The organism is Sphingomonas sp. PP-CC-3A-396, assembly GCF_004343105.1.
In the GTDB taxonomy this organism is placed as follows: Bacteria; Pseudomonadota; Alphaproteobacteria; order Sphingomonadales; family Sphingomonadaceae; genus Sphingomonas.
Window position 1 is genome coordinate 615,389 of the sequence record NZ_SLYF01000001.1, and the last position, 19,473, is coordinate 634,861.

The window sequence follows — 19,473 nt, forward strand, 5'->3', positions numbered from 1 at the left end:
AAGATTATAACAGGGGTGGTCATGAGTAAGCTTTCGCACGTTGGGCGCCGCATCCCACGTCGTCTACTGGCTGGCACCGCGTTAGCGGGCGTGGCTGCAGGCGCGCTTATTGCCACGCCGGCATTTGCGCAGAACGAATGCGGTACAACGACCAACGGCACCGTGACCTGCAACGCAAGCGGCAATCCCTATCCCAACGGGATCACGTACACGACGCCGGCTGTCGATCCGACGCAGGATCCCGGTCTCGATCCGACCGTCGCGGTCCAGGACCTGACCGTCAATCTGGGCGACGGCGTCGCGATTGCCAGCGGGATACGACCCGGCGTCGCGATCATCGGCTTTAACGACGGCGCGGCAACGCTCAACGCGTTCGGCAATACCACGATCGCGGTAAGCGGCACGGGCGCCATCGGTGTTCTGGGCAACACGAACTACGGCGACCTAACGATCAACACCGACAGCATCACCGCAGCTGGTCGGGCGTCGAGCGGGATCAACGCGGTCAGCAATAGCGGCGACGTCACGATCAACGCGACCTCGATCGCAACGACCGGCAACAGCTCGGTCGGCATCAGCGCGAGTTCCTATACTGGCAACATCGGGATCACCGCCGGCTCCGTGACGGCGGCAGGATATTATGTCGGTGGGATCAACGCCTATGCCGGCAACGGCGACGTGACCATCGATGCCGGTACCGTGGCCACGACCGGGGGCAGTTTCTACACCTATGGATCTGACGCGATCAACGTGACCGCGGGGGCGGATAGCGTGACGATCAACGCGGGTACCGTGTCGACGCAGGCGGATTACTCCGACGGTATCCAGGCGGTCTCGTTCGGCCCGGACGCCGCGGTCGACATCACCGCGGGCAGCATCACGACGAACGGCATCGGGGCAAATGGTGCGATCGTTCAGGGCAGCACGGCCAATCTGACCGTTGGTGACATTACGACGAATGGCGACGGCGCAACCGGCGCAGTCATGTTCGGCACGGGCCCAGGCGGTGCGACTTTCGTGTCGACCGGCACGGTGTCGACCGCCGGCGCAGCGTCGGATGCGGTGTTCGTCAAAGCCTATGGCGGCGATGCTGCCGTTACCGTGAATAACGTTGCGACCTTGGGCGATCAATCGCGCGGCATCTACGCCTATGGCGACAATGTCACCGTGACCGCCACCGGCAACGTGTCGACCGCGGGCGATGCGTCGCGCGCGATCAGCGTCTTCACACCCGGTAATGCGACGATCACCAATAACGGCACGATCACCACCGCCGGCGTGGGAAGCTCCGGGATCGCGGCAACGGCCATATACGGGGACGTCGTGGTCAACGGCGCAGGAACGGTCGCGACCAGTGGCGACAGCGCACGAGGCATCACCGGACTCGCCCTTTACGGCAATGTCGATATCGCCGCGGGCAACGTCACGACCACCGGCGACAGCGCCACGGCGATCTCCGCCAACAGCATCTACGGCAATGCTTCGGTCACCAGCACGGGGCTTGTCTCGACGAGCGGCACCTATTCGACCGGGATCTACGCCGGCTCGAGCCAGGCGCTGGGCGATGCGACCGTCGCGGTCAACGACGTCACGACGACGGGCGACGGTTCGACCGCCATCGTCGCTTATGGCTACAACGCATCCGTGACGGTCAATGGCGACGTATCGACCGCTGGCACCAATGCGCTCGGCATAGTAGCGATCGGCCAGAACGGCACTGCAGCGGTTGCCAATAACGGCACGATAGCCACGACCGGCGCCGATAGCGCCGGAATCTACGCAACGGCCTATGGCGATGTCACCATCTCCGGCACGGGATCGGTATCGAGTACCGCGACCGGCATCGACGCCTATAGCCTGACCGGCAACATCGCCGTTACGCAGGGCAGCATCACGACATCGCAGGATGCCGCCGACGGCATCCACGCCGAGACCGCCAATCTGTTCGGCACGGGCGGCAATATCGCGATCAACGCCGGCTCGATCACGACGACCGGCGCCAGCGCCGACGGTATCGATACCGTTGCGTTGAACGGGGGCAACATTGCCGTCACGCATGGTGCGATCAAGACGAGCGGGGACGGAGCGTTCGGTGTCTCCGCGATCGCGCTCGACAATATCAAAATCACGGGCACCTCGATCGCCACGTCCGGCTACGAAGCGCCAGGCGTCTATGCCGTCAGCATCTACGGTGACGTCGCGGTCAACGCGGGCACGGTCAGCACGCTCGGCAGCTATTCGCCCGGCATTGTCGGCGCATCCTATTTCGGCAACGTGTCGATTACCGCCGATAACGTTGCGACCGCCGGCTATGCCTCCAACGGCGTGCTCGGGGCAGCATTGAACGCCGGCAACGTCGACATCGCCGTCGGCAACGTGACAACGACGGGAGACGCCTCGATCGGCGTCGCGGCGCAGGCGTACGGCGATGCGGCCGTCGCCGTCACGGGCACCGTCCGGACCAGCGGCTATGGGGCGACCGGTATCGACGTGTATGCCGGCGGCAACGCGACCGTCCGGAACACCGGCGCCATCGTCACCAACGGTATCGAAGCCAATGGCATCGATGTGCAAAGCGTATTTGGCGACGTTGCGGTCAGCGGTGCCGGATCGGTCACCACCAACGGTGCATTCTCGACCGGTATCCGGGCGCGCAGCTATTACGGCGCGATCGCCATCGCGACCGGCGCGGTGACGACCACCGGGGAAGGCAGCAGCGGTATCGACGCCTACGCCACGGGCGGTGTCACGGTGAATGCGGGTACGGTACGTAGCACGGGTATCGGCATCTCCGCCGGCGCATCCTATAGCGTCGCCGTGACGGCCGGATCTGTCGCCACGACCGGCGAGGGCGCACACGGGATCAGCGCGGCAAGCTTTGGCGGCGACGTGACCGTGCGTGCCGGTGACGTCAGGGTTGCCGGCCCCGGCGCTATCGCGATCCGCGCCTTCGGTTTCGGGGGCGGTGCCGATGTCGGGGTGACCGGAACGGTGACATCCGCCACGGATACGGCAATCTCGATCATCGCCGGCGGAGCTGGCGGCGGTGGCAACATCGCGCTCGGTTCGCCTGCGCTCGACGGTCTCGCCAGGCTGAACGTGGGCAGCGCCGGTGTCGTCCGCGGCGCGACGAACGCCGTGACGGTGTCCTCGACCAACGGCTCGTCCATCACCAACGGCGGCGCCATCATCGGCGGTACCGGGTACGCGATCGAGGCATCGGGGGGGGCGACGACCATCACCAACACCGGCAGCCTCACGGGACGCCTGTTGCTCACCGGTAATGCCGATCGCCTGACCAATAGCGGCACCTTCACGTTGGTTGGCAACAGCGATTTCGGTGCCGGGACGGACGGCCTGACCAACACCGGAACCGTGACGCTCGGCGCATCGGGCGCGGTGCGCACGGCCGCGATCAACAATCTTGAGACGTTCGCCAACAGCGGCCTGATCGAGCTACGCAACGGCGTAGCCGGCGACACGCTGACGTTGCCCGGCACCGCCTATACCGGCAGCGGTACGGCGACCCTGGGTCTCGACGTGACGTTCAACGCGACTGGAGCGACGGTCGATCGGCTCAATGTCGGGACTGCGTCGGGTTCGACCGCGATCGTCCTGCAAACGTCGAACACACCGGCTATCCTCCTGCCCGGCACTACCGTCGTGCAAGCATCGGCGACGTCATCGGGGACGGCCTTCATGCTCAGCGAAGGATCGCGCAATCGCGGCCTGATCTCGTTCGGTCTCGCCTATAATCCAACCTCGTTCGCGTATCAGCTTGTCGGCGCGCCCAGCGCCACGGTCTATCGCCAGGCCAAGCTGGGCGAAGGGCTGGCATCGGTCTGGAACCGGTCGGGTGATGCGATCACGGCCCATCTCGCGGCGGGTCGCGACGGGCGCTGGGGCAGCCCCGCCAACGATACGAGCGGCCGGGTCTGGCTGCAGATGTTCGGAGAGGTCAACACCCGCGATGACAGTCGCACGGTGACCTATAGCGGCCTGACCCAGAACAACGTCGACCTCGGCTATCGTCAGGATGCGTTCGGCGGGCAGGTCGGTATCGATCTCGTCGGCGACGCGACCCAGAAGAGCGGCTTCACCTTGGGTGTTGCCGGCGGGTATCTGAGTTCGACGATGAACTTCCGCGGATATGGTGACCGTTTCGATATCGATGCGGTCAACGGCACGGTATATGGCGGGTTCCAGGCGGGCGGGTTCTTCGTGAACGGCATCGCCAAATATGATTATGCCTGGGTCAACAGTCGGGGCACCGGCGCGGGCTTCACCCTCGACACCAAGGCGAAGACCTATGGCGGAAAGCTCGAGGCGGGCTTCCGGGTCGGATCGGATGCGTTCTTCTTCGAGCCCGCGGTCAGTGCCGCGTATACGAAGACCGATATCGACGGCTACGGCGTCCTCGGCGGGCAGTTCGATTTCGAGGACTATAAGGGCCTGCGTGGCAAGGCCGGGGCGCGGATCGGTGGTTCGAGCAAGATCGGCGAAACCTCGACATTGGTCTTCTACGCCGGCGGTGCAGCGGTACATGAGTTCGAGGGCAAGGACGGATTGCGCTTCACCAGTGGCGGTCAGACGGTGGGCATCGTCAACGATCGTCTCGGCACCTATGCGCAGGGTATTTTGGGTCTGAATATCGTCACCACCGGCGGCGTAACCGGCTTCATCGAAGGGCATGGCGAGTACAACAAGGACTATAACGGTGGTGGTGGCCGCGCCGGAATCCGGATCAAGTTCTAGTATCCGGAATTGCCACGGGTTAGGTTCTGACCATCGGCCCGCGACGCGTCAGTCGCGGGCCGTCTTGTTTTCGTCCATGATGTTAGAGTGGAATAGCGGATGAGCAATGCGATCGGACCCGCTGCAGGCGGCGCGGACACAGCGCAACCTGTGCCGGGGGGCCCAGCCAAGCAGCCCAATACCAACCTTACCGTGTCGCGTGGATTCGCCGATTGGTTGCGCACCAACAAGCTCGGTTTCGCCTTCACCTCGTATCAGACTGGTCAGTTGTTCCTCGTCGGTGTCACGCCCGCGGGGACGGTTTCGTTCAACCAGCAGTATTTCACACGCGCGATGGGACTATGTTACCAACCGGGCCGGCTGTATCTGGGTGCCTTGCATCAGATCTGGCGGCTGGAAAACATGCTACGTCCCGGCGAGATCGGCAACGGCCAGTTCGACATGGTGCTCGTGCCGCGCAACGCGCAGACGACCGGCGATGTCGACGTCCACGAGGTCGGCACGACCAGCGATGGCCGCGTGATTTTCGTCAACACCAAGTATAGTTGCCTGGCGACCCTCGACCTGAACCATAGTTTCCGGCCGGTGTGGAAGCCGAAGTTCATCTCGAAACTGGCGCCCGAGGATCGATGCCACCTGAACGGCATGGCGATGGCGGACGGCAAGCCCCGCTACGTTACCGCGGTCAGTCGAAGCGACATCGTGACCGGCTGGCGCGAACGGCGTGACCAGGGTGGCGTCCTGATCGAGGTCGCGACCGACCGCGTCGTGACCGACCAGCTGTCGATGCCGCATAGCCCGCGGGTATATGGCGACGTGGTGCTCGCGCTCGATTCCGGCCGCGGCCAGATCATCCGGATCGATCCGCAGAGCGGCGCGCGCACCGACATCGCGTTTTGCCCAGGGTTCCTGCGCGGCATGTCGATCCACAACGGACATGCGCTGGTCACCGTGTCGAAGCCTCGCAACGGGACGTTCGCCGGCCTCGCGCTCGATGCAGCCTTGAAGGATCGCGACGCCGAGCCGTGGTGCGGCGTGCTCGTCGTCAATCTCGCGACCGGCGACATCGTCGAATGGGTAAAGCTGGAGGGCTTCATCACCGAACTGTTCGATGTGGTGGCAATGCCCCGCATAGTCTGTCCGATGTCCATCGGTCCGGACACGGTCGAAATCCGCTCCACGATCACCTTTGATACCAATATCGCCCCGCTTGGCTGAAGTAAGGCGGATTGTCCGAATACACTATTTGCTGGCCACGATCAGTGGTTGGATCGTCAGCCAGAGCAGCGCATATTTCCGATTTGGCGAGGACCGTACTATTGTGCACTTTGCCAGCCTCTGTGCCGAAGCAATCACTGGGGCACATAAGGCCGTCGTTGTTGTAGGCGATATGACGGACCGCGGCGGTTTGCTTGCGATCCACGCTCGGATCGGTCCCGGCCTTCGAAAGCCTTGAAGCCGAGTTCCGATGTTCGCGCGCTAGAGCGAGGCTGACTTTGGATAGCTGCTCAACAAGCGAGCGCTTGGCTCCGACACGATCGGACGTGGCGAGACGCCTGTACGAAGAAAGCCGAGACAAGCTGCTCCTTGCGCGACAGTATGCCCCAGTTGATACTGGAAGTTGGCGGAGCGGGTGGGATTCGAACCCACGATACGCTTTTGACGTATACTCACTTTCCAGGCGAGCGCCTTCGACCACTCGGCCACCGCTCCGCATTGCTCTGGAAGGGGGTCTGCTAGTGCGGGTTTCGCGTGTGCGCAAGCGATTGCGTGCGGTGATGCACTCGGGCAGTCTTCGGGGATGTTGAATCTCCTTCTTGCCGCCGCGCTCGCGCAGGCCGTTCCTGCACCAGCGCCGGCCGCCGCGACACTTCCCTCGGATCCGTTGCCGGCTGACTGGAAGGCGGTGCCGGACGACGAACTGCTCGTGTTCACGCTGGCCAACGGGCATCGCTTCACGGTGCGGCTGGCGCCACGATACGCGCCCGTGCACGTTGCCAACATCCGCAAGCTCGCCGCGGCGCATTGGTGGGATACGGGAACTAGCGTGTACCGGGTGCAGGACAATTACGTCGCGCAATGGGGCGATGCGACCGAGAAGAAGCCGCTTGTCGCTGGCGTGGTCGCCAATCCGCCGGCGGAATACTCGCATGCCGGGCCGACGACCGTCGCGCGGTTGGCGCAGCGCGATCCCTATGCCGAATGGGCGGGGTATAGCCGCGACGGGTGGCCGCTGGCGGGCAATGACGCGACCGAGTGGGTGCCGCATTGCTATGGGATGGTGGGCGTCGCGCGCGATCTGGCGCCGAGCACGGGAAGCGGCGCTGAGCTGTATACCGTGATCGGGCATTCGCCGCGGGCGCTGGACCGGAACATCGCGGTGGTCGGGCGTGTGATCGACGGGGTCGAGTGGCTATCGTCGTTGCCGCGCGGGACGGGGGATCTGGGGTTCTACAAGACCGAGGGGGAGCGTAGCCCGATCGTGTCCGCCCGCCTCGCGAGCGAACTGCCCGCCGCCGAGCAACCGCATTTCCAGTATCGCGGGGCGGACAATGTGCGGTTTACCGTCTGGATCGCGTCGCGGGAGAATCGGGCGGGGCCGTTCTTCACGGTACCGGCAGGCGGCGCGGACATCTGCGCCGCGCTGCCACCGGTGCGTAAAGCGCCCTAGCGGATGACGGGCGGCTTGCCGAACAGGCCTGCGTTATAGTCTTCGATCGCCTGCACGATCTCTTCGCGCGTGTTCATGACGAACGGGCCGTGTGAGACAACGGGCTCGCCGATCGGGTCGGCGTGGCCGTAGAGGATCGTCACGGGGGCTTCGGTCGTCACGGTGATCGTGTCGCCATCGCTGCCGAACGTGGCGAGATGGTGCGGCTTGATCGGTGTGCCGTTCGCCGAGGGCGCGCCGGCGACGACGTAGAAGAAGACCGCGCGACCACTGGGGGCTGGCAGGTCGATCTTGGCGCCGGCTTCGAGTTCGACGGTCATCATCGCGACGTCGGTCAGCGATTCGATCGGGCCCTTCCGTGCGGCGAAGGCTCCGGAGATCAGGTTTACGGTGCCGCCATCGACCGGGATCGCGGGAATGTCCTCGCGCTGAAGGCCGGTATAGGCGGGCTTGGTCATCTTGAGGCGGCCGGGGAGGTTGACCCAGAGTTGCAGGATCTCCAGCTGGCCGCCGGTGCGCTTGAACGATGCGGGCGAGATTTCCGCGTGGATCAGGCCCGAGCCTGCGGTCATCCACTGGACGCCGCCTGCGCGGATGACGCTCTCGTGGCCACCGCTGTCGAGATGCGCCATCTCACCCTTCAGGATGAAGCTGACCGTCTCGAAGCCGCGGTGCGGATGCGGACCGAACGGGAGGCCGCTGTTGCCGGGGCGATAGGTCTGCGGACCGTGATGGTTGAGGAACAGGAACGGATCGACCTGCGGCAGGCCGGGCCCCGGTAGCGGGCGTCGCGTCACCAAGTCGGCGATGTCGTCGCGCTGGGCGGGATACTGGTTGAGGACGGGGCGCATGTCAGGACGCTTCGCGGTCGGCAGCGGTGGGCCGGGCGATGTCGGTGAGCAGATCGTCGATGCCGGCCACAAGGAAGTCGAGCGTGCGCTGGTCGGTGAAGCGACCGTCGGCGATCTTCTCGTGCACGGCACCGACGACGGCTTGGGGGCGCAGGACGGTGCGGGCGCCGATCGACGCCAATGTCTCGTTGAGTTGCGCGTGGGCGCGAGCACCGCCGACTGCGCCGGGCGACGAGGTTAGCGTGAAGACCGGCTTGCCTGTCAGCGTCGCCTTGCCATGTGGGCGTGAGGCCCAGTCGAGCGCGTTCTTCAGGACGCCGGAGATGCCGTGGTTGTATTCGGGGGAGGCGATGACGATGCCGTCGGCCGCGCCGATTGCCGCGCGCAGGGCTGCGACGGCTTCGGGGGGCGTGTCGGTGTCGGCGTCCTGATCGTAGAGGGCCACGTCGTTCAGCGGGAAGATCGTCAGCGTGGCGTTGTCGGCGACTGCTTCGCCGAGCGTGGTCAGGATCGCGGTGTTGTACGAGCCGCGGCGCAGGCTGCCGGAGATAGCGAGCAGGGTGGGAAGAGCCATGGGAATTCCTTTAGAACAGATCAGAGCGTGAATTCTGCAATCCTCCCCCGCCAGGGGGGGGTGGCTGGCACTTGCCAGACGGAGGGGGAGGAAAGGGAAACAGTCGTTCCGTGTCCTCCCCCTCCGTCACCTTCGGCGACACCTCCCCCTTGCGGGGGAGGATCGAGAGGGCGCCGCCGCCCTCAGGTAAAGCGGTAGCCGGAGATTGCGGTTTGCAGGACGTGTTCGTTGTAGACTTGTGCGCCGGGTTGGTCGGAGGCACCGGCGGCGACCATCAGTGGTAGGAGATGCTCCTCTCTGGGGTGCGAGAGGCGGCCGGCGGGGGCTTCGGCCCAGTCGGCTAGCGCTGCCGCTCGGGCGGTTGGTTCGGACTCGACCGCGGCGGTGAGCCATTGGTCGAAGGCTTCTGACGGCGCGGTGAAGCGCGGGTCGCCGTAGCCGCGCATGTTGTGGAAACTCATGCCCGAGCCGACGATCAGGACGCCTTCGTCGCGTAAGGGGGCGAGTGCGCGGCCGGCGGCGGCGTGCAACGTAGGGTCGAGATTGCGGTCGACCGACATCTCGACGACCGGGATGTCCGCGTCGGGGAACGCGACCTTCATCGGGATGAAGACGCCGTGATCGAACCCGCGTGTCGGGTCGACGGTGGCGGTCATGCCAGCGCCGCGGAGCAGGTCGGCGGCGCGGGTCGCCAAGACGGGATCGCCGGGCGCGTCGTAGCGGATCTTGTAGGTATGCGCGGGGAAGCCGCCGTAATCGTAGATCAGTGGCGGCGTTACGGCGCCGGTGAACGCGAAGCCGCGCGTTTCCCAGTGGCCTGAGACGACGAGGATCGCCTTGGGCTTTGCGGGCAGCGAGGCGGCGATCGACCGGAGGTACGCAGCCATGCCGATCCAGTTGCCGGCGGGGTCGTCCATGAAGAAACAGGGCCCGCCACCGTGCGGGATGAAGAGCGTTGGCTGGCAGGTGTTTGTCATGGCTTCGAAGTAGGCGGCGATGGCGGCGATCAGAAGGCCGCGAATGGCAACGCTGCGTTGCCGGTTGGCGCGGCGGTCACGTCCAATAGAGTATGCGCGCCTCCGGGAGCTTGGCGGCGATCTCGTCCTGGAAGAAGCTGCGGAGCGCGCGCATCGTGTCGGCGTCGTAGACGTATTTCACAGAGCCGAACTTTGTGCGTTTCTCCGTGCGGTTGGCCATGCTGAGGTCGAGCGACGAGCCGGGGTACCAGGTTTGGAGTACCGCCTTCGAGCCGGGGGTGTAGCGGTGGGTGATCAGCTCGATCGTCACGTCGGGTACGTCGGCGAGCACCCTGCCCGCCTCTGTCAGCAAGTCGCCATATGCCTCGCGCCAGCCTTCCGCAGCGATGATCGGGGCGACCGTCAGGCCGATCTTGTAGCCGGCGTCCGCCATTTTCCGGAGCGCCACCAGCCGCGCGGCGACGGGGCTGGTGCCGCCTTCGAAGCGCGCATAGGCAGCGGGGTTGATCGAGGCGCGCATGCGGGTGCGGCCGCGGTGATCTAGCGTCAGCAATGGCTCGACGGCGTCGAACTTGGTGGTGAAGCGGAGCTGCACGTCCGCCTCCCACGCGCCGAAATGCGCGATCAGCGCGGATAGCGATCCGGTGACGTGCTCGATGCCGAGCGGGTCGGTGTAGCAGGAGGCCTCGAACGTGGTGCCTTCGTGCGCGCGGGCGGTCGAGCGCGATGTCACCGTGCCTTGGCCGAGATGCGCGGGGAGTTCGGCGAGTATCTCGGGGAGGTTCGCGTAGACGCGCGTTATGGGCGGCCCCTTCAGCGAGCCGGCGAGGTAGCAATAGCCGCAATGCGCGGGGCAGCCCTCGGCGAGGTCGATCCGCCAGTCCGCGCTGGGAGCGATTGGCTGGAGCTTGCGCTTCGAGGGTGGCGCGACGACCAAGGCCAGCGTTGCCTTGGCATCCGCGTAGGCGCGGCGGGGGTCGTCGGGAAAGTCGAGCTTGAGACGGTCGCTCGGTAGCGTCGTGACAGGGACGCCGAGTGCGGTAGCCCGTGCGGCGATCTCGGCACCGTGTTCCCAGGTCAGCGCGGATGGGGTCGCCAGCAGGCGGCGGGGTTGCCAGAGTTTTTGGGAACGCATTGGGAGACAACGCCGGCCATCACCGATGCGTTGCCGCTATTTGACGGGGCGTTTCTCAAGCTTACGCGCTAGCGTGCGGCGGTGCATGCCGAGGCGGCGCGCGGTCTCGGAGATGTTGAAGTCGGTTTCGGCGAGCGTGGTGTGGATGCGCTCCCATTCGAGCGTCTTGATCGAGGTCGGGCGTTCGGAGAGTTCGGTGTCGACGCTGCCCTCGGTGCGGTCGAACGCGGCTTCGATATCGTCGGTGTTCGAGGGTTTGACGAGATAGTGCGACGCGCCGAGCTTGATCGCCTCCACCGCGGTGGCGATGCTCGCAAAACCGGTGAGGACGACGACGAGAATCTCGGGGTCGTGCGCGTGGAGCGTCTGGACGCAGACGAGGCCCGAGGCGCCGCCCAGCTTAAGGTCGACGACCGCGTAGCGGGGCGTGCGCTCGGCGAGTTGCTCGACGAGTTCCTCGTGGCTGGCAGCCTGCATCACCTCGTAGCCGCGACGTTCGAACGAGCGGCGGAGCGTGCGGGCGAAGGTTTCGTCATCCTCCACGATGGCGAGAAGCTTGGCGTCCGTCATGACAGCGCGATCGCGGAGAGGGGCATGCGGATCGTGACTTCCGCGCCGCCGCCTTCGCAGTTCACGACGGACACCCCGCCACCGAGCTTGCGCATGACGTTGACCGCGAGAAACAGGCCTAGGCCGTGGCCGGGTTCGCGCTTGCTCGACTGATAGGGTTTGCCGAAGCTGGCGAGGCGTTCCTTGCTAAAGCCGGGGCCGCGGTCGCGGACGATCAGCGCGAGGTCGCCGTCGCTGCGTTCGCCGCGGAACGCGACCCAGTGTGGCGAGGCTTCGGCGGCGTTGTCGAGCACGTTGGCGATCACCTGTTTGAGCGCGGGGTCGGAGACGACCTGCGGATCGTCGCCGACTCGGGTGGTATAGTCGAAATCGACCGACGGGTGCACCGCGCGCCACTCGTCGACGATGCCGTCGAGGAGCTGGTGGAGCGGCATGATCTCGGGGGCCTCGCCGCGCGCTTCGCCAGCCGAGAGCAAGATGCCGGTGACGATCGCCTTGCAGCGCTGGACCTCCGACTGCATCTCGACGATCTCGGCCTGGAGGTCGGCGTCCTGCGCGAGCGTCGGCATGCGGCGCCAGTCGGCGAGGATCACGGCGATCGATGCGAGCGGCGTGCCGAGTTCGTGTGCCGCGCCGGATGCCAAAAGGCCCATGCGGACGATATGATCCTCCTCGGCGGCCTGCTGGCGAAGGTCGGCGAGGCGCGTGTCGCGAGCGCGCAGGTTGCCGGTGATGCGGGTCATGAACAGCATCAGCAGCGTCGCGATCAGCATGAAGCAGAGCAGCGAGCCGATCGTGTAGAGCAGGAAATACTCGCCGCTGTAGTCGGGGGGGAGGATCAGCGGACGGTAATAGAGCGTGAGCACGCCGAAACAGGCGGCGGTTACGGCGACGATTGCCCAGCTCGACCAGCGATCGAGCAACACCGCGCCGAGCACGACGTGGAGCAGATACAGCGAGATGAACGGGTTGGTCGCGCCGCCCGCCAGATAGAGCTGCGTGGTGAGCAGGCCAACGTCGAACAGGAGCGCGAGCAGGAGCTGGATATTGGCCCCCTTGCGCCACCCGTAGAGCGGCATGCTGACGAGGTTGAGGCCGACACCCGCCGCCAGCGCTGCGAGCATCGGCACCATCGGCAGGTCGAAGCCGAGCGCGAACCGGGCGAACAATATCGTGACGAACTGGCCGGCGACGGCGATCCAGCGCAGCGTGACGAGCTGGCGCATGTTGGCGTTGCCGGTCGCGTCGGTGCGGGCTGTGGCGAGCGCGAGCCAGCGCTGCCAGCTCTGTCGTGCCACCCCCTGCCCCGCCATTGACGACATCATGTGTCGATCGCCCCCCGCCGCTTGCGCGCATCCTGGCGGACGAACACGACGAACGCGAAGATCGTCATCGCGGCGAGCGCGAACCAGGTCAGCATGTAGACGAAATGGTTATTCGGAAAGGCGATGATCGTCTGACCACCAACCGGGGCGGCGGTGCCGGACTTGTCCGCGTCGACGAAATAGGGCGCGACGTTCGAGAGACCGCGCGCGCTGGTGATCGCGGCGACGTCGCGCGAATACCATTTGCCGGTGGCGGGGTCGTTGTGTCGCAGGAAGCCGCCGCCGGGCTCGGTGATGCGGAGATAGCCGGTGATCGTGATCGGGCCGGTCGGCTTGGTATGCGCCGTGCGTTGCTCGGGTGAGACATAGCCCCGGTTGACGAGGACGGTGAAGCCTTGGACTGTCCGCAAGGGCGTGACGACCCAATAGCCGCTGCCGAGCGCAGTGGCGGCGCGGACCAGCGTCTCACGCGAATTATCGAGGATGCCGTCGAGGCGGATGCGACGATAGGCATCGGTGGTGGCGGTGATCGCGCCCCAGGACGCTGGCCCCGGTGGGGCGACCGGCGCGGCGTGTGCGCGCGCTGCGACCTGTTCGATCAGGTTGAGCTTCCAGGCGCGGCGTTCGACCTGCCAGATGCCGAGCGCCATGAAGCCGGCGAACAGCAGCAGCGCGACCAGGCCTGCGACATAGACGGCAGGGCCCGGTCGCGTCTTCATCACATGTCCGCCGCGGCCTGCATCGGCATCATGTTCGTGTTCATGTGGTACATCACCCAGATCGATCCGCTGAGCGTGATGACGACGAGGATGATCGTGAAGATCAACGCCATCATCGTCCAGCCGCCCTCCGACTTGCCGCTCATGTGCAGGAAGTAGATCATGTGGACGACGATTTGCGCGACCGCGAACACCATCACGACGAGCGCGGCGGTCGACGGGTCCTTGAACGCGCCGGTCATCACCGCCCAGAACGGGATCGCGGTCAGGATGACCGAGAGGAAGAACCCCTTGAGGTAGCTTCCACGCGTGCCGTGTGCGGCATGGTCATCGTGGCTGCCGTGATCCGCATGTGCGTCGTGCGTGTTGGCGTGGGGGTCGCTCATCGTAGGGTGCCCATCAGATAGACGAAGGTGAAGACGCCGATCCAGATGACGTCGAGGAAATGCCAGAACATGCTGAGGCACATCAGGCGACGCTTGTTCGCGGCGATCAGGCCGTGCTTCTGGACCTGCACCATCAGCGTGACGAGCCAGATCAGGCCCATCGTGACGTGAAGGCCGTGCGTGCCGACGAGCGTGAAGAACGACGACAGGAACGCGCTGCGGGTCGGGCCCGCACCCTCATGAATGAGGGTGGCGAACTCGTACATTTCGATCGACAGGAACGCGAGGCCGAACAGGCCGGTGAAAACCAGCCACATCTGCATGACGCGCTGGCGACCTTCCTCCATCGCCAGCATCGCGAAGCCGTAGGTGATCGACGAGAACAGCAGCATCGCGGTGTTCACCGCCACCAGCGGCAGCTCGAAAATCTCCTTCGGGCTAGGGCCGCCGGCGTAGCTGTTGCCGAGCACGGCATAGGCCGCGAATAGCACCGCGAAGATGAGACAATCGCTCATCAGGTACATCCAGAAGCCCAGCATCGTGCTGCCGCCGTCGGGATGCTCGTGCTCGTCCAGGTCGTAGAACGAGACCGGTTTGGTCTCGTTCAGACCGTCCTTCATGGGTATTGCGGACATCGCGTCAGGCTCCCTGGGTCGCGAGCTGGCGGGTGCGCGCGTCCTCGCTAGCGATCACGTCCTCGACGGGGATGTGGAAGTCGCGCTTGTAGTTGAAGGTGTGGAAGATCGTCGTGCCGAAGATGCCGGCGAGTGCCAGCCCTGCGAGCCACCAGATGTACCAGATCATCGCGAACCCGAACGCCACGCTGAGGCCGGCGAGCACGACGCCCGTGCCGGTGCCGCTTGGCATGTGGATCGACTTGAAGCCGGAGACCGGACGGACCGCCTTGCGCTCCTTCATGTCGTACCAGGCGTCCAGATCGTGGACGATCGGCGTGAACGCGAAGTTGTACTCCGGCGGCGGCGACGAGGTCGACCATTCGAGCGTACGGCCGTTCCACGGATCGCCCGTGAGGTCGGCAAGCTTCTCGCGGTTCCGGATGCTGACGAAGATCTGCATCAGGAAGGCACCGATACCGGCGGCGATCATGGCTGCACCGAAAGCGGCGATGATGAACCAGATCTGCAGGTTCGGATCGTCGAAATAGCGCATCCGGCGGGTCACGCCCATCAGGCCGAGCACGTAGAGCGGCATGAAGGCGAAGTAGAAGCCGGGGACCCAGCACCAGAACGAGATCTTGCCCCAGGTCTCGTCCAGCTTGAAGCCGAACGCCTTCGGGAACCAGTAGTTGATGCCGGCGAACATGCCGAACAGCGTGCCGCCGATGATCACGTTATGGAAATGCGCGACCAGGAACAGCGAGTTGTGCAGCACGAAATCGGCGGGCGGCACCGCGAGCAGGACGCCGGTCATGCCGCCGATCGTGAAGGTCACCATGAAGGCGATCGTCCACATCATCGGCAGTTCGAACCGGATCCGGCCCTTGTACATCGTGAACAGCCAGTTGAAGATCTTGGCCCCGGTCGGGATCGAGATGATCATCGTGGTGATCCCGAAGAACGAGTTCACGCTCGCGCCCGACCCCATCGTGAAGAAGTGGTGCAGCCAGACGAGATAGGCGAGGATCGTGATGACGAGCGTCGCATAGACCATCGAGCTGTAGCCGAAGAGGCGCTTGCCCGAGAAGGTCGAGGTGACTTCCGAAAACACGCCGAATGCCGGCAGGATCAGGATGTAGACCTCGGGGTGACCCCAGATCCAGATCAGGTTGACGTACATCATCGGGTTGCCGCCCGAGTCGTTCGTGAAGAACGCGGTACCGATATAGCGGTCGAGCGACAGCATCGCGAGCACTGCGGTCAGCACCGGGAAGGCGGCGACGACCAGGACGTTGGTGCACAGGGCCGTCCAGGTGAAGATCGGCATCTTCATCATGGTCATGCCGGGTGCGCGCATCTTGACGATGGTCGCGATCAGATTGACGCCGGATAGCAGCGTTCCGATGCCGGCAATCTGCAACGCCCAGATATAATAGTCGACACCGACGTCAGGCGAATACGCCAGTCCCGAGAGGGGCGGCATCGCGAGCCAGCCGGTCCGCGCGAACTCACCGATGAACAGCGACATCATGACGATCACGGCACCCGCCGCGGTCATCCAGAAGCTGAAATTGTTGAGGAACGGGAACGACACGTCGCGCGCACCGATCTGGAGCGGGACGACATAGTTCATCAGGCCCGTGACCAGCGGCATCGCCACGAAGAAGATCATGATCACGCCGTGCGCGGTGAAGACCTGGTCGTAGTGATGCGCGGTCAAATAGCCTTCAGAGCCGTTGAACGCCATCGCCTGCTGCGCGCGCATCATGATCGCGTCGGAGAACCCGCGCAGCAGCATGACGATCGCCAGGATGATGTACATGATGCCGATCTTCTTGTGATCGACGCTGGTGAACCACTGGTTCCACAGATAGCCCCAGACCTTGAAATAGGTCAGCGCGGCGACGAGCCCGAGCCCGCCGATCGCCACCATAGCAAAGGTGGCGACGACGATCGGTTCGTGCAGCGGCAGCGACTCCAGGGTCAGGCGGCCGAAGATTGTCTTCAACAGAGTGTCGTTCATGATGGTTTCTCTAGCCGTTCGCGACGGGGCGCGTGCCCGGCTGTGTGGAGGGGGTCAGCATGGTGTGATTACGGTTCGATACCGATCCGGGCGCGCTGTTGGCGCCGTCCCGTTTTATATCGGCGGGTGCGGTCCAATGTTCGCCGCTGCCCTTTTCATCGGCGTCCTTCAGCAACGCGCCCTTGACGCGCTCGGAGGCCTCTTGCGGGCCCTTGCCGCCGTTGACGCCCGGCATCGCCATGCCGGCATGCGAGTCCCCCCCGCCTTTGCCGCCATGCATCATCTGCGACATGCAGACCTTGCCCGGCTGGACGCACTGCTCGACGATCGCCGTGAAGATCTTCGGCTCGACCGCATTGTAATAGCGGACCGGGACCTTCTCGCTCGGCTTCTCCAGCTGGAGATAGCTCGCACGGTTCAGGCCGCCCGCCCCGATCGCGCCACCGCTCTGCCGGACCCGGTTGACCCAGGCATCGAAGCCCGCGTCGGACACGCCGTGGAAGCGGAAGCGCATCCCCGAGAAACCCGCGCCGCTATAGTGCGACGAGAAGCCCTCATAGTTGCCCGGCTTGTTGATGACCGCGTTCAGCGTCGTCTGCATGCCGGGCATCGTATAGATCATGCCGGCCAGCGCAGGGATGTAGAACGCGTTCATCACCGACGACGAGGTCATCTGGAAGCGGATCGGGCGATCGACCGGTGCAGCCAGTTCGTTGACCGTGGCGATGCCGTATTCCGGATAGATGAAGAGCCACTTCCAATCGAGCGCGACGACCTGCACCTCGAGCGGCTTGCCGACGCCGTTCGCCAGCTGCTGCTTGTCGACCAGATTGCCGACCGGCACGTTGTTCGCGAGCGTCGGCGCGTCAGGCTTGATCCGGCCGAGGGGACGGTACGGATCGAGCAGATGCGTGCTGGTCCACGTCAACGCGCCGAGCGCGATGATGATCAGCAGCGGGATGCCCCAGATCAACAACTCGAGGCCAACCGAGTGATCCCAGTTGGGCTCATACTTGGCGGCCTTGTTCGACTGGCGATAGCGGAACGCGAAGAACAGCGTCAGGAAGATCACCGGAACGATGATCAGCAGCATCAGCCCGGTCGAGATCAGCACGAGGTCGCGCTGCTGCACTGCGATATCGCCGGAGGGCGACATCACAACCCAGTCGCAGCCGCTGGTGAGCAGCGCAAGCGGCAGCACGGCCAGCCATTTTTTTGCGCGGGAAACGGTTTTCTCAACGATCATGCTGGTCCCCTACGCCTCGGTTGCGCCGCACTACAGTGGACAATTTGTCCAATGGGCGCTGCACTGCAACATCGGCATGGCTTTATCATCACGAAGGGTAGCATAGATTGCCCCTGCCCGCATCCGCCCGAACAGCGTATGATGGGCCAGCGCCCTGCAGAGCGAGTTGAAGAATGAGTGCTAACACGATCCCCGAGACGAGCTTCGAAGCCGATGCTCGCAGTATCCACAGCGACGGCGAGCACGTCACGCCCGGCGTGATCGCGATCGGCGTGGTAATCGGCCGCACCTCGGAATTCTTCGACTTCTTCGTGTACGCGATCGCCTCGGTGCTCGTGTTCCCGACGCTGGTCTTTCCGTATGTCGACCGGTTGCAGGGCACGCTGTATTCGTTCGCAGTGTTCGCGCTGGCGTTCATCGCCCGCCCGATCGGCTCGATCATCTTCATCGCGGTCGATCGCGCCTACGGTCGCAGCGTCAAGCTAACGATCTCGCTGTTCCTGCTTGGTACCTCGACTGTCGCGATGGGGTTTATCCCCGGCTATGATTCGGTCGGCAACTGGTCGGTCGCGATCCTCGCGCTGCTCCGCATCGGCCAGGGCATCGCGCTCGGCGGTGCCTGGGACGGTCTGGCGTCGCTCCTCTCGCTCAATTCGCCCGAGAAGCACCGCGGCTGGTACGCGATGCTGCCTCAGCTTGGTGCGCCGATCGGCCTGCTAGTCGCGAGCGGGTTGTTCGCATTCTTCGTCGCTGCGCTGCCGACCGAGGACTTCTTCGCCTGGGGCTGGCGCTATCCGTTCTTCGTGGCGTTCGCGATCAACGTCGTTGCGCTGTTCGCTCGCCTGCGCCTGGTGGTGACGCCCGAGTTCGAAGAGATGTACGCAAAGCGCGAGCTCGAGCCGGCACCGGTCGTCGAGACCGTGCAGTCGCAGTGGAAGGCGATCTGGCTCGGGTCGTTCGTGCCGCTCGCCAGCTTCGCGCTGTTCCACATGGTGACGGTGTTCCCGCTGTCGTGGGTCGTGCTGTTCACGCGCGAGGCCCCGGCGCGCTTCCTTGTGGTCGAGGTGATCGGCGCGATCATCGGGATCGGCGCGATGCTGGTGTCGGGTCTGCTGGCGGATCGGTTCGGGCGTCGCACGATGCTCGGCACGATCGCGGTGTTGATCGCGCTGTTCGCGATCGCCGCACCGTCGCTGCTCGATGGCGGCGACGTCGGCGAGCGGCTGTTCATGGGGATCGGCTTCCTGCTGTTCGGGCTGTCGTTCGGCCAGTCCTCGGGCGCGATCGCCTCGAGCCTGTCGCCGCAGCATCGGTATACGGGTTCGGCGCTGACGACCGATCTGGCCTGGCTGTTCGGTGCGGGCTTTGCGCCGCTGGCGGCGTTGCTGCTGACGAGCAAGCTCGGGCTGGCGGCGAGCGGCGCGTATCTGTTCTCGGGCGCGGTGTTCACGCTGATCGCGCTGGGGCTGAACAAGGAACTGGCGAAGCGCAACATCGCGCGTTGAGGTATCGCGCGTTGAGGTTTGGGAGGCGACTAGCCCCCCTAACCGACACCACCCCGGCGAAGGCCGGGGCCCAATTGGCAAGGCTGCAGTAACGGCGCGCTGCCCTCAGTTAGCACCGT

15 protein-coding genes and 1 tRNA gene are annotated in these 19,473 nt (G+C 64.9%); 4 read left to right on the forward strand and 12 right to left on the reverse strand.

Annotation, left to right across the window (positions count from 1 at the left end; all coding sequences use genetic code 11):
• Nucleotides 1-21: 21 nt before the first annotated feature.
• Together C8J40_RS02780 and C8J40_RS02785 are read left to right on the forward strand one after the other, a co-directional pair.
• Nucleotides 22-4,755 carry an autotransporter gene (locus tag C8J40_RS02780; protein WP_132895666.1) on the forward strand — a complete coding sequence of 1,578 codons (4,734 nt, stop codon included), beginning with the start codon at nt 22-24 and terminating at the stop codon, nt 4,753-4,755.
• 192 nt (nt 4,756-4,947) lie between these two features.
• On the forward strand, nt 4,948-5,973 hold the full coding sequence (locus C8J40_RS02785) for a TIGR03032 family protein (protein ID WP_243693174.1): 1,026 nt from the start codon (nt 4,948-4,950) through the stop codon (nt 5,971-5,973).
• A 404-nt stretch (nt 5,974-6,377) separates the two neighbouring features.
• On the opposite strand, the gene C8J40_RS02790 is transcribed toward C8J40_RS02785, so the two are convergent.
• Nucleotides 6,378-6,468 (reverse strand) — tRNA-Ser (locus tag C8J40_RS02790).
• Nucleotides 6,469-6,556: 88 nt separating this feature from the next.
• On the opposite strand from C8J40_RS02790, the gene C8J40_RS02795 reads away from it, so the two are divergent.
• Nucleotides 6,557-7,426: a peptidylprolyl isomerase gene (locus C8J40_RS02795; RefSeq protein WP_132895668.1), complete on the forward strand. Its 870-nt coding sequence runs from the start codon at nt 6,557-6,559 to the stop codon at nt 7,424-7,426.
• On the opposite strand, the gene C8J40_RS02800 is transcribed toward C8J40_RS02795, so the two are convergent.
• The 11 genes from C8J40_RS02800 to C8J40_RS02850 form a co-directional block, all read right to left on the reverse strand.
• Nucleotides 7,423-8,277: a pirin family protein gene (locus tag C8J40_RS02800; RefSeq protein WP_132895669.1), complete on the reverse strand. Its 855-nt coding sequence runs from the start codon at nt 8,275-8,277 to the stop codon at nt 7,423-7,425. The two genes, C8J40_RS02795 and C8J40_RS02800, sit on opposite strands and share 4 nt — an antisense overlap.
• A gap of 1 nt (nt 8,278) precedes the next feature.
• On the reverse strand, nt 8,279-8,851 hold the full coding sequence (locus C8J40_RS02805) for an NAD(P)H-dependent oxidoreductase (RefSeq protein WP_132895670.1): 573 nt from the start codon (nt 8,849-8,851) through the stop codon (nt 8,279-8,281).
• Between the two features lie 182 nt (nt 8,852-9,033).
• Nucleotides 9,034-9,828 (reverse strand): class III extradiol ring-cleavage dioxygenase, encoded by a 795-nt coding sequence (locus tag C8J40_RS02810; protein WP_132895671.1) that lies wholly within the window; start codon nt 9,826-9,828, stop codon nt 9,034-9,036.
• Between the two features lie 76 nt (nt 9,829-9,904).
• Nucleotides 9,905-10,963 (reverse strand): spore photoproduct lyase family protein, encoded by a 1,059-nt coding sequence (locus tag C8J40_RS02815; RefSeq protein ID WP_132895672.1) that lies wholly within the window; start codon nt 10,961-10,963, stop codon nt 9,905-9,907.
• Between the two features lie 36 nt (nt 10,964-10,999).
• A complete protein-coding gene (locus C8J40_RS02820) occupies nt 11,000-11,533 on the reverse strand; it encodes a response regulator transcription factor (RefSeq protein WP_056412686.1) in 534 nt (177 codons plus the stop codon).
• Nucleotides 11,530-12,759, reverse strand: a complete 1,230-nt coding sequence (locus C8J40_RS02825; RefSeq protein ID WP_207901138.1) for an ATP-binding protein — start codon at nt 12,757-12,759, stop codon at nt 11,530-11,532. Before C8J40_RS02825 ends, C8J40_RS02820 begins: the two co-directional genes overlap by 4 nt.
• Nucleotides 12,760-12,854: 95 nt before the next feature.
• Nucleotides 12,855-13,577: an SURF1 family protein gene (locus tag C8J40_RS02830; RefSeq protein ID WP_132895673.1), complete on the reverse strand. Its 723-nt coding sequence runs from the start codon at nt 13,575-13,577 to the stop codon at nt 12,855-12,857.
• Nucleotides 13,577-13,963 carry a cytochrome o ubiquinol oxidase subunit IV gene (cyoD, locus tag C8J40_RS02835; RefSeq protein WP_132895674.1) on the reverse strand — a complete coding sequence of 129 codons (387 nt, stop codon included), beginning with the start codon at nt 13,961-13,963 and terminating at the stop codon, nt 13,577-13,579. The genes C8J40_RS02830 and cyoD overlap by 1 nt, the downstream gene beginning before the upstream one ends.
• Entirely contained in the window at nt 13,960-14,598 is a 639-nt protein-coding gene (gene cyoC / locus C8J40_RS02840) for a cytochrome o ubiquinol oxidase subunit III (protein ID WP_165911348.1), read from the reverse strand. Before cyoC ends, cyoD begins: the two co-directional genes overlap by 4 nt.
• A gap of 4 nt (nt 14,599-14,602) precedes the next feature.
• Nucleotides 14,603-16,603 carry a cytochrome o ubiquinol oxidase subunit I gene (gene cyoB, locus C8J40_RS02845; protein WP_132895675.1) on the reverse strand — a complete coding sequence of 667 codons (2,001 nt, stop codon included), beginning with the start codon at nt 16,601-16,603 and terminating at the stop codon, nt 14,603-14,605.
• Nucleotides 16,604-16,613: 10 nt separating this feature from the next.
• Nucleotides 16,614-17,849, reverse strand: coding sequence for a ubiquinol oxidase subunit II (locus tag C8J40_RS02850; RefSeq protein WP_132895676.1), 1,236 nt, complete (start codon nt 17,847-17,849; stop codon nt 16,614-16,616).
• A gap of 173 nt (nt 17,850-18,022) precedes the next feature.
• Here C8J40_RS02850 and C8J40_RS02855 point away from each other — a divergent pair, with 173 nt between their 5' ends.
• On the forward strand, nt 18,023-19,354 hold the full coding sequence (locus C8J40_RS02855; RefSeq protein WP_132895677.1) for an MFS transporter: 1,332 nt from the start codon (nt 18,023-18,025) through the stop codon (nt 19,352-19,354).
• Nucleotides 19,355-19,473 lie beyond the last annotated feature (119 nt).

Bases quoted from the DNA above. Each gene is read 5' to 3' on its own strand.
- C8J40_RS02780 (WP_132895666.1), top strand. From the start codon at position 22: ATGAGTAAGCTTTCGCACGTTGGGCGCCGCATCCCACGTCGTCTACTG.
- C8J40_RS02795 (WP_132895668.1), top strand. From the start codon at position 6,557: ATGTTGAATCTCCTTCTTGCCGCCGCGCTCGCGCAGGCCGTTCCTGCA.
- C8J40_RS02800 (WP_132895669.1), bottom strand. From the start codon at position 8,277: ATGCGCCCCGTCCTCAACCAGTATCCCGCCCAGCGCGACGACATCGCC.
- C8J40_RS02805 (WP_132895670.1), bottom strand. From the start codon at position 8,851: ATGGCTCTTCCCACCCTGCTCGCTATCTCCGGCAGCCTGCGCCGCGGC.
- C8J40_RS02810 (WP_132895671.1), bottom strand. From the start codon at position 9,828: ATGACAAACACCTGCCAGCCAACGCTCTTCATCCCGCACGGTGGCGGG.
- C8J40_RS02815 (WP_132895672.1), bottom strand. From the start codon at position 10,963: ATGCGTTCCCAAAAACTCTGGCAACCCCGCCGCCTGCTGGCGACCCCA.
- C8J40_RS02820 (WP_056412686.1), bottom strand. From the start codon at position 11,533: ATGACGGACGCCAAGCTTCTCGCCATCGTGGAGGATGACGAAACCTTC.
- C8J40_RS02825 (WP_207901138.1), bottom strand. From the start codon at position 12,759: ATGCGCCAGCTCGTCACGCTGCGCTGGATCGCCGTCGCCGGCCAGTTC.
- C8J40_RS02830 (WP_132895673.1), bottom strand. From the start codon at position 13,577: ATGAAGACGCGACCGGGCCCTGCCGTCTATGTCGCAGGCCTGGTCGCG.
- cyoD (WP_132895674.1), bottom strand. From the start codon at position 13,963: ATGAGCGACCCCCACGCCAACACGCACGACGCACATGCGGATCACGGC.
- cyoC (WP_165911348.1), bottom strand. From the start codon at position 14,598: ATGTCCGCAATACCCATGAAGGACGGTCTGAACGAGACCAAACCGGTC.
- cyoB (WP_132895675.1), bottom strand. From the start codon at position 16,603: ATGAACGACACTCTGTTGAAGACAATCTTCGGCCGCCTGACCCTGGAG.
- C8J40_RS02850 (WP_132895676.1), bottom strand. From the start codon at position 17,849: ATGATCGTTGAGAAAACCGTTTCCCGCGCAAAAAAATGGCTGGCCGTG.
- C8J40_RS02855 (WP_132895677.1), top strand. From the start codon at position 18,023: ATGAGTGCTAACACGATCCCCGAGACGAGCTTCGAAGCCGATGCTCGC.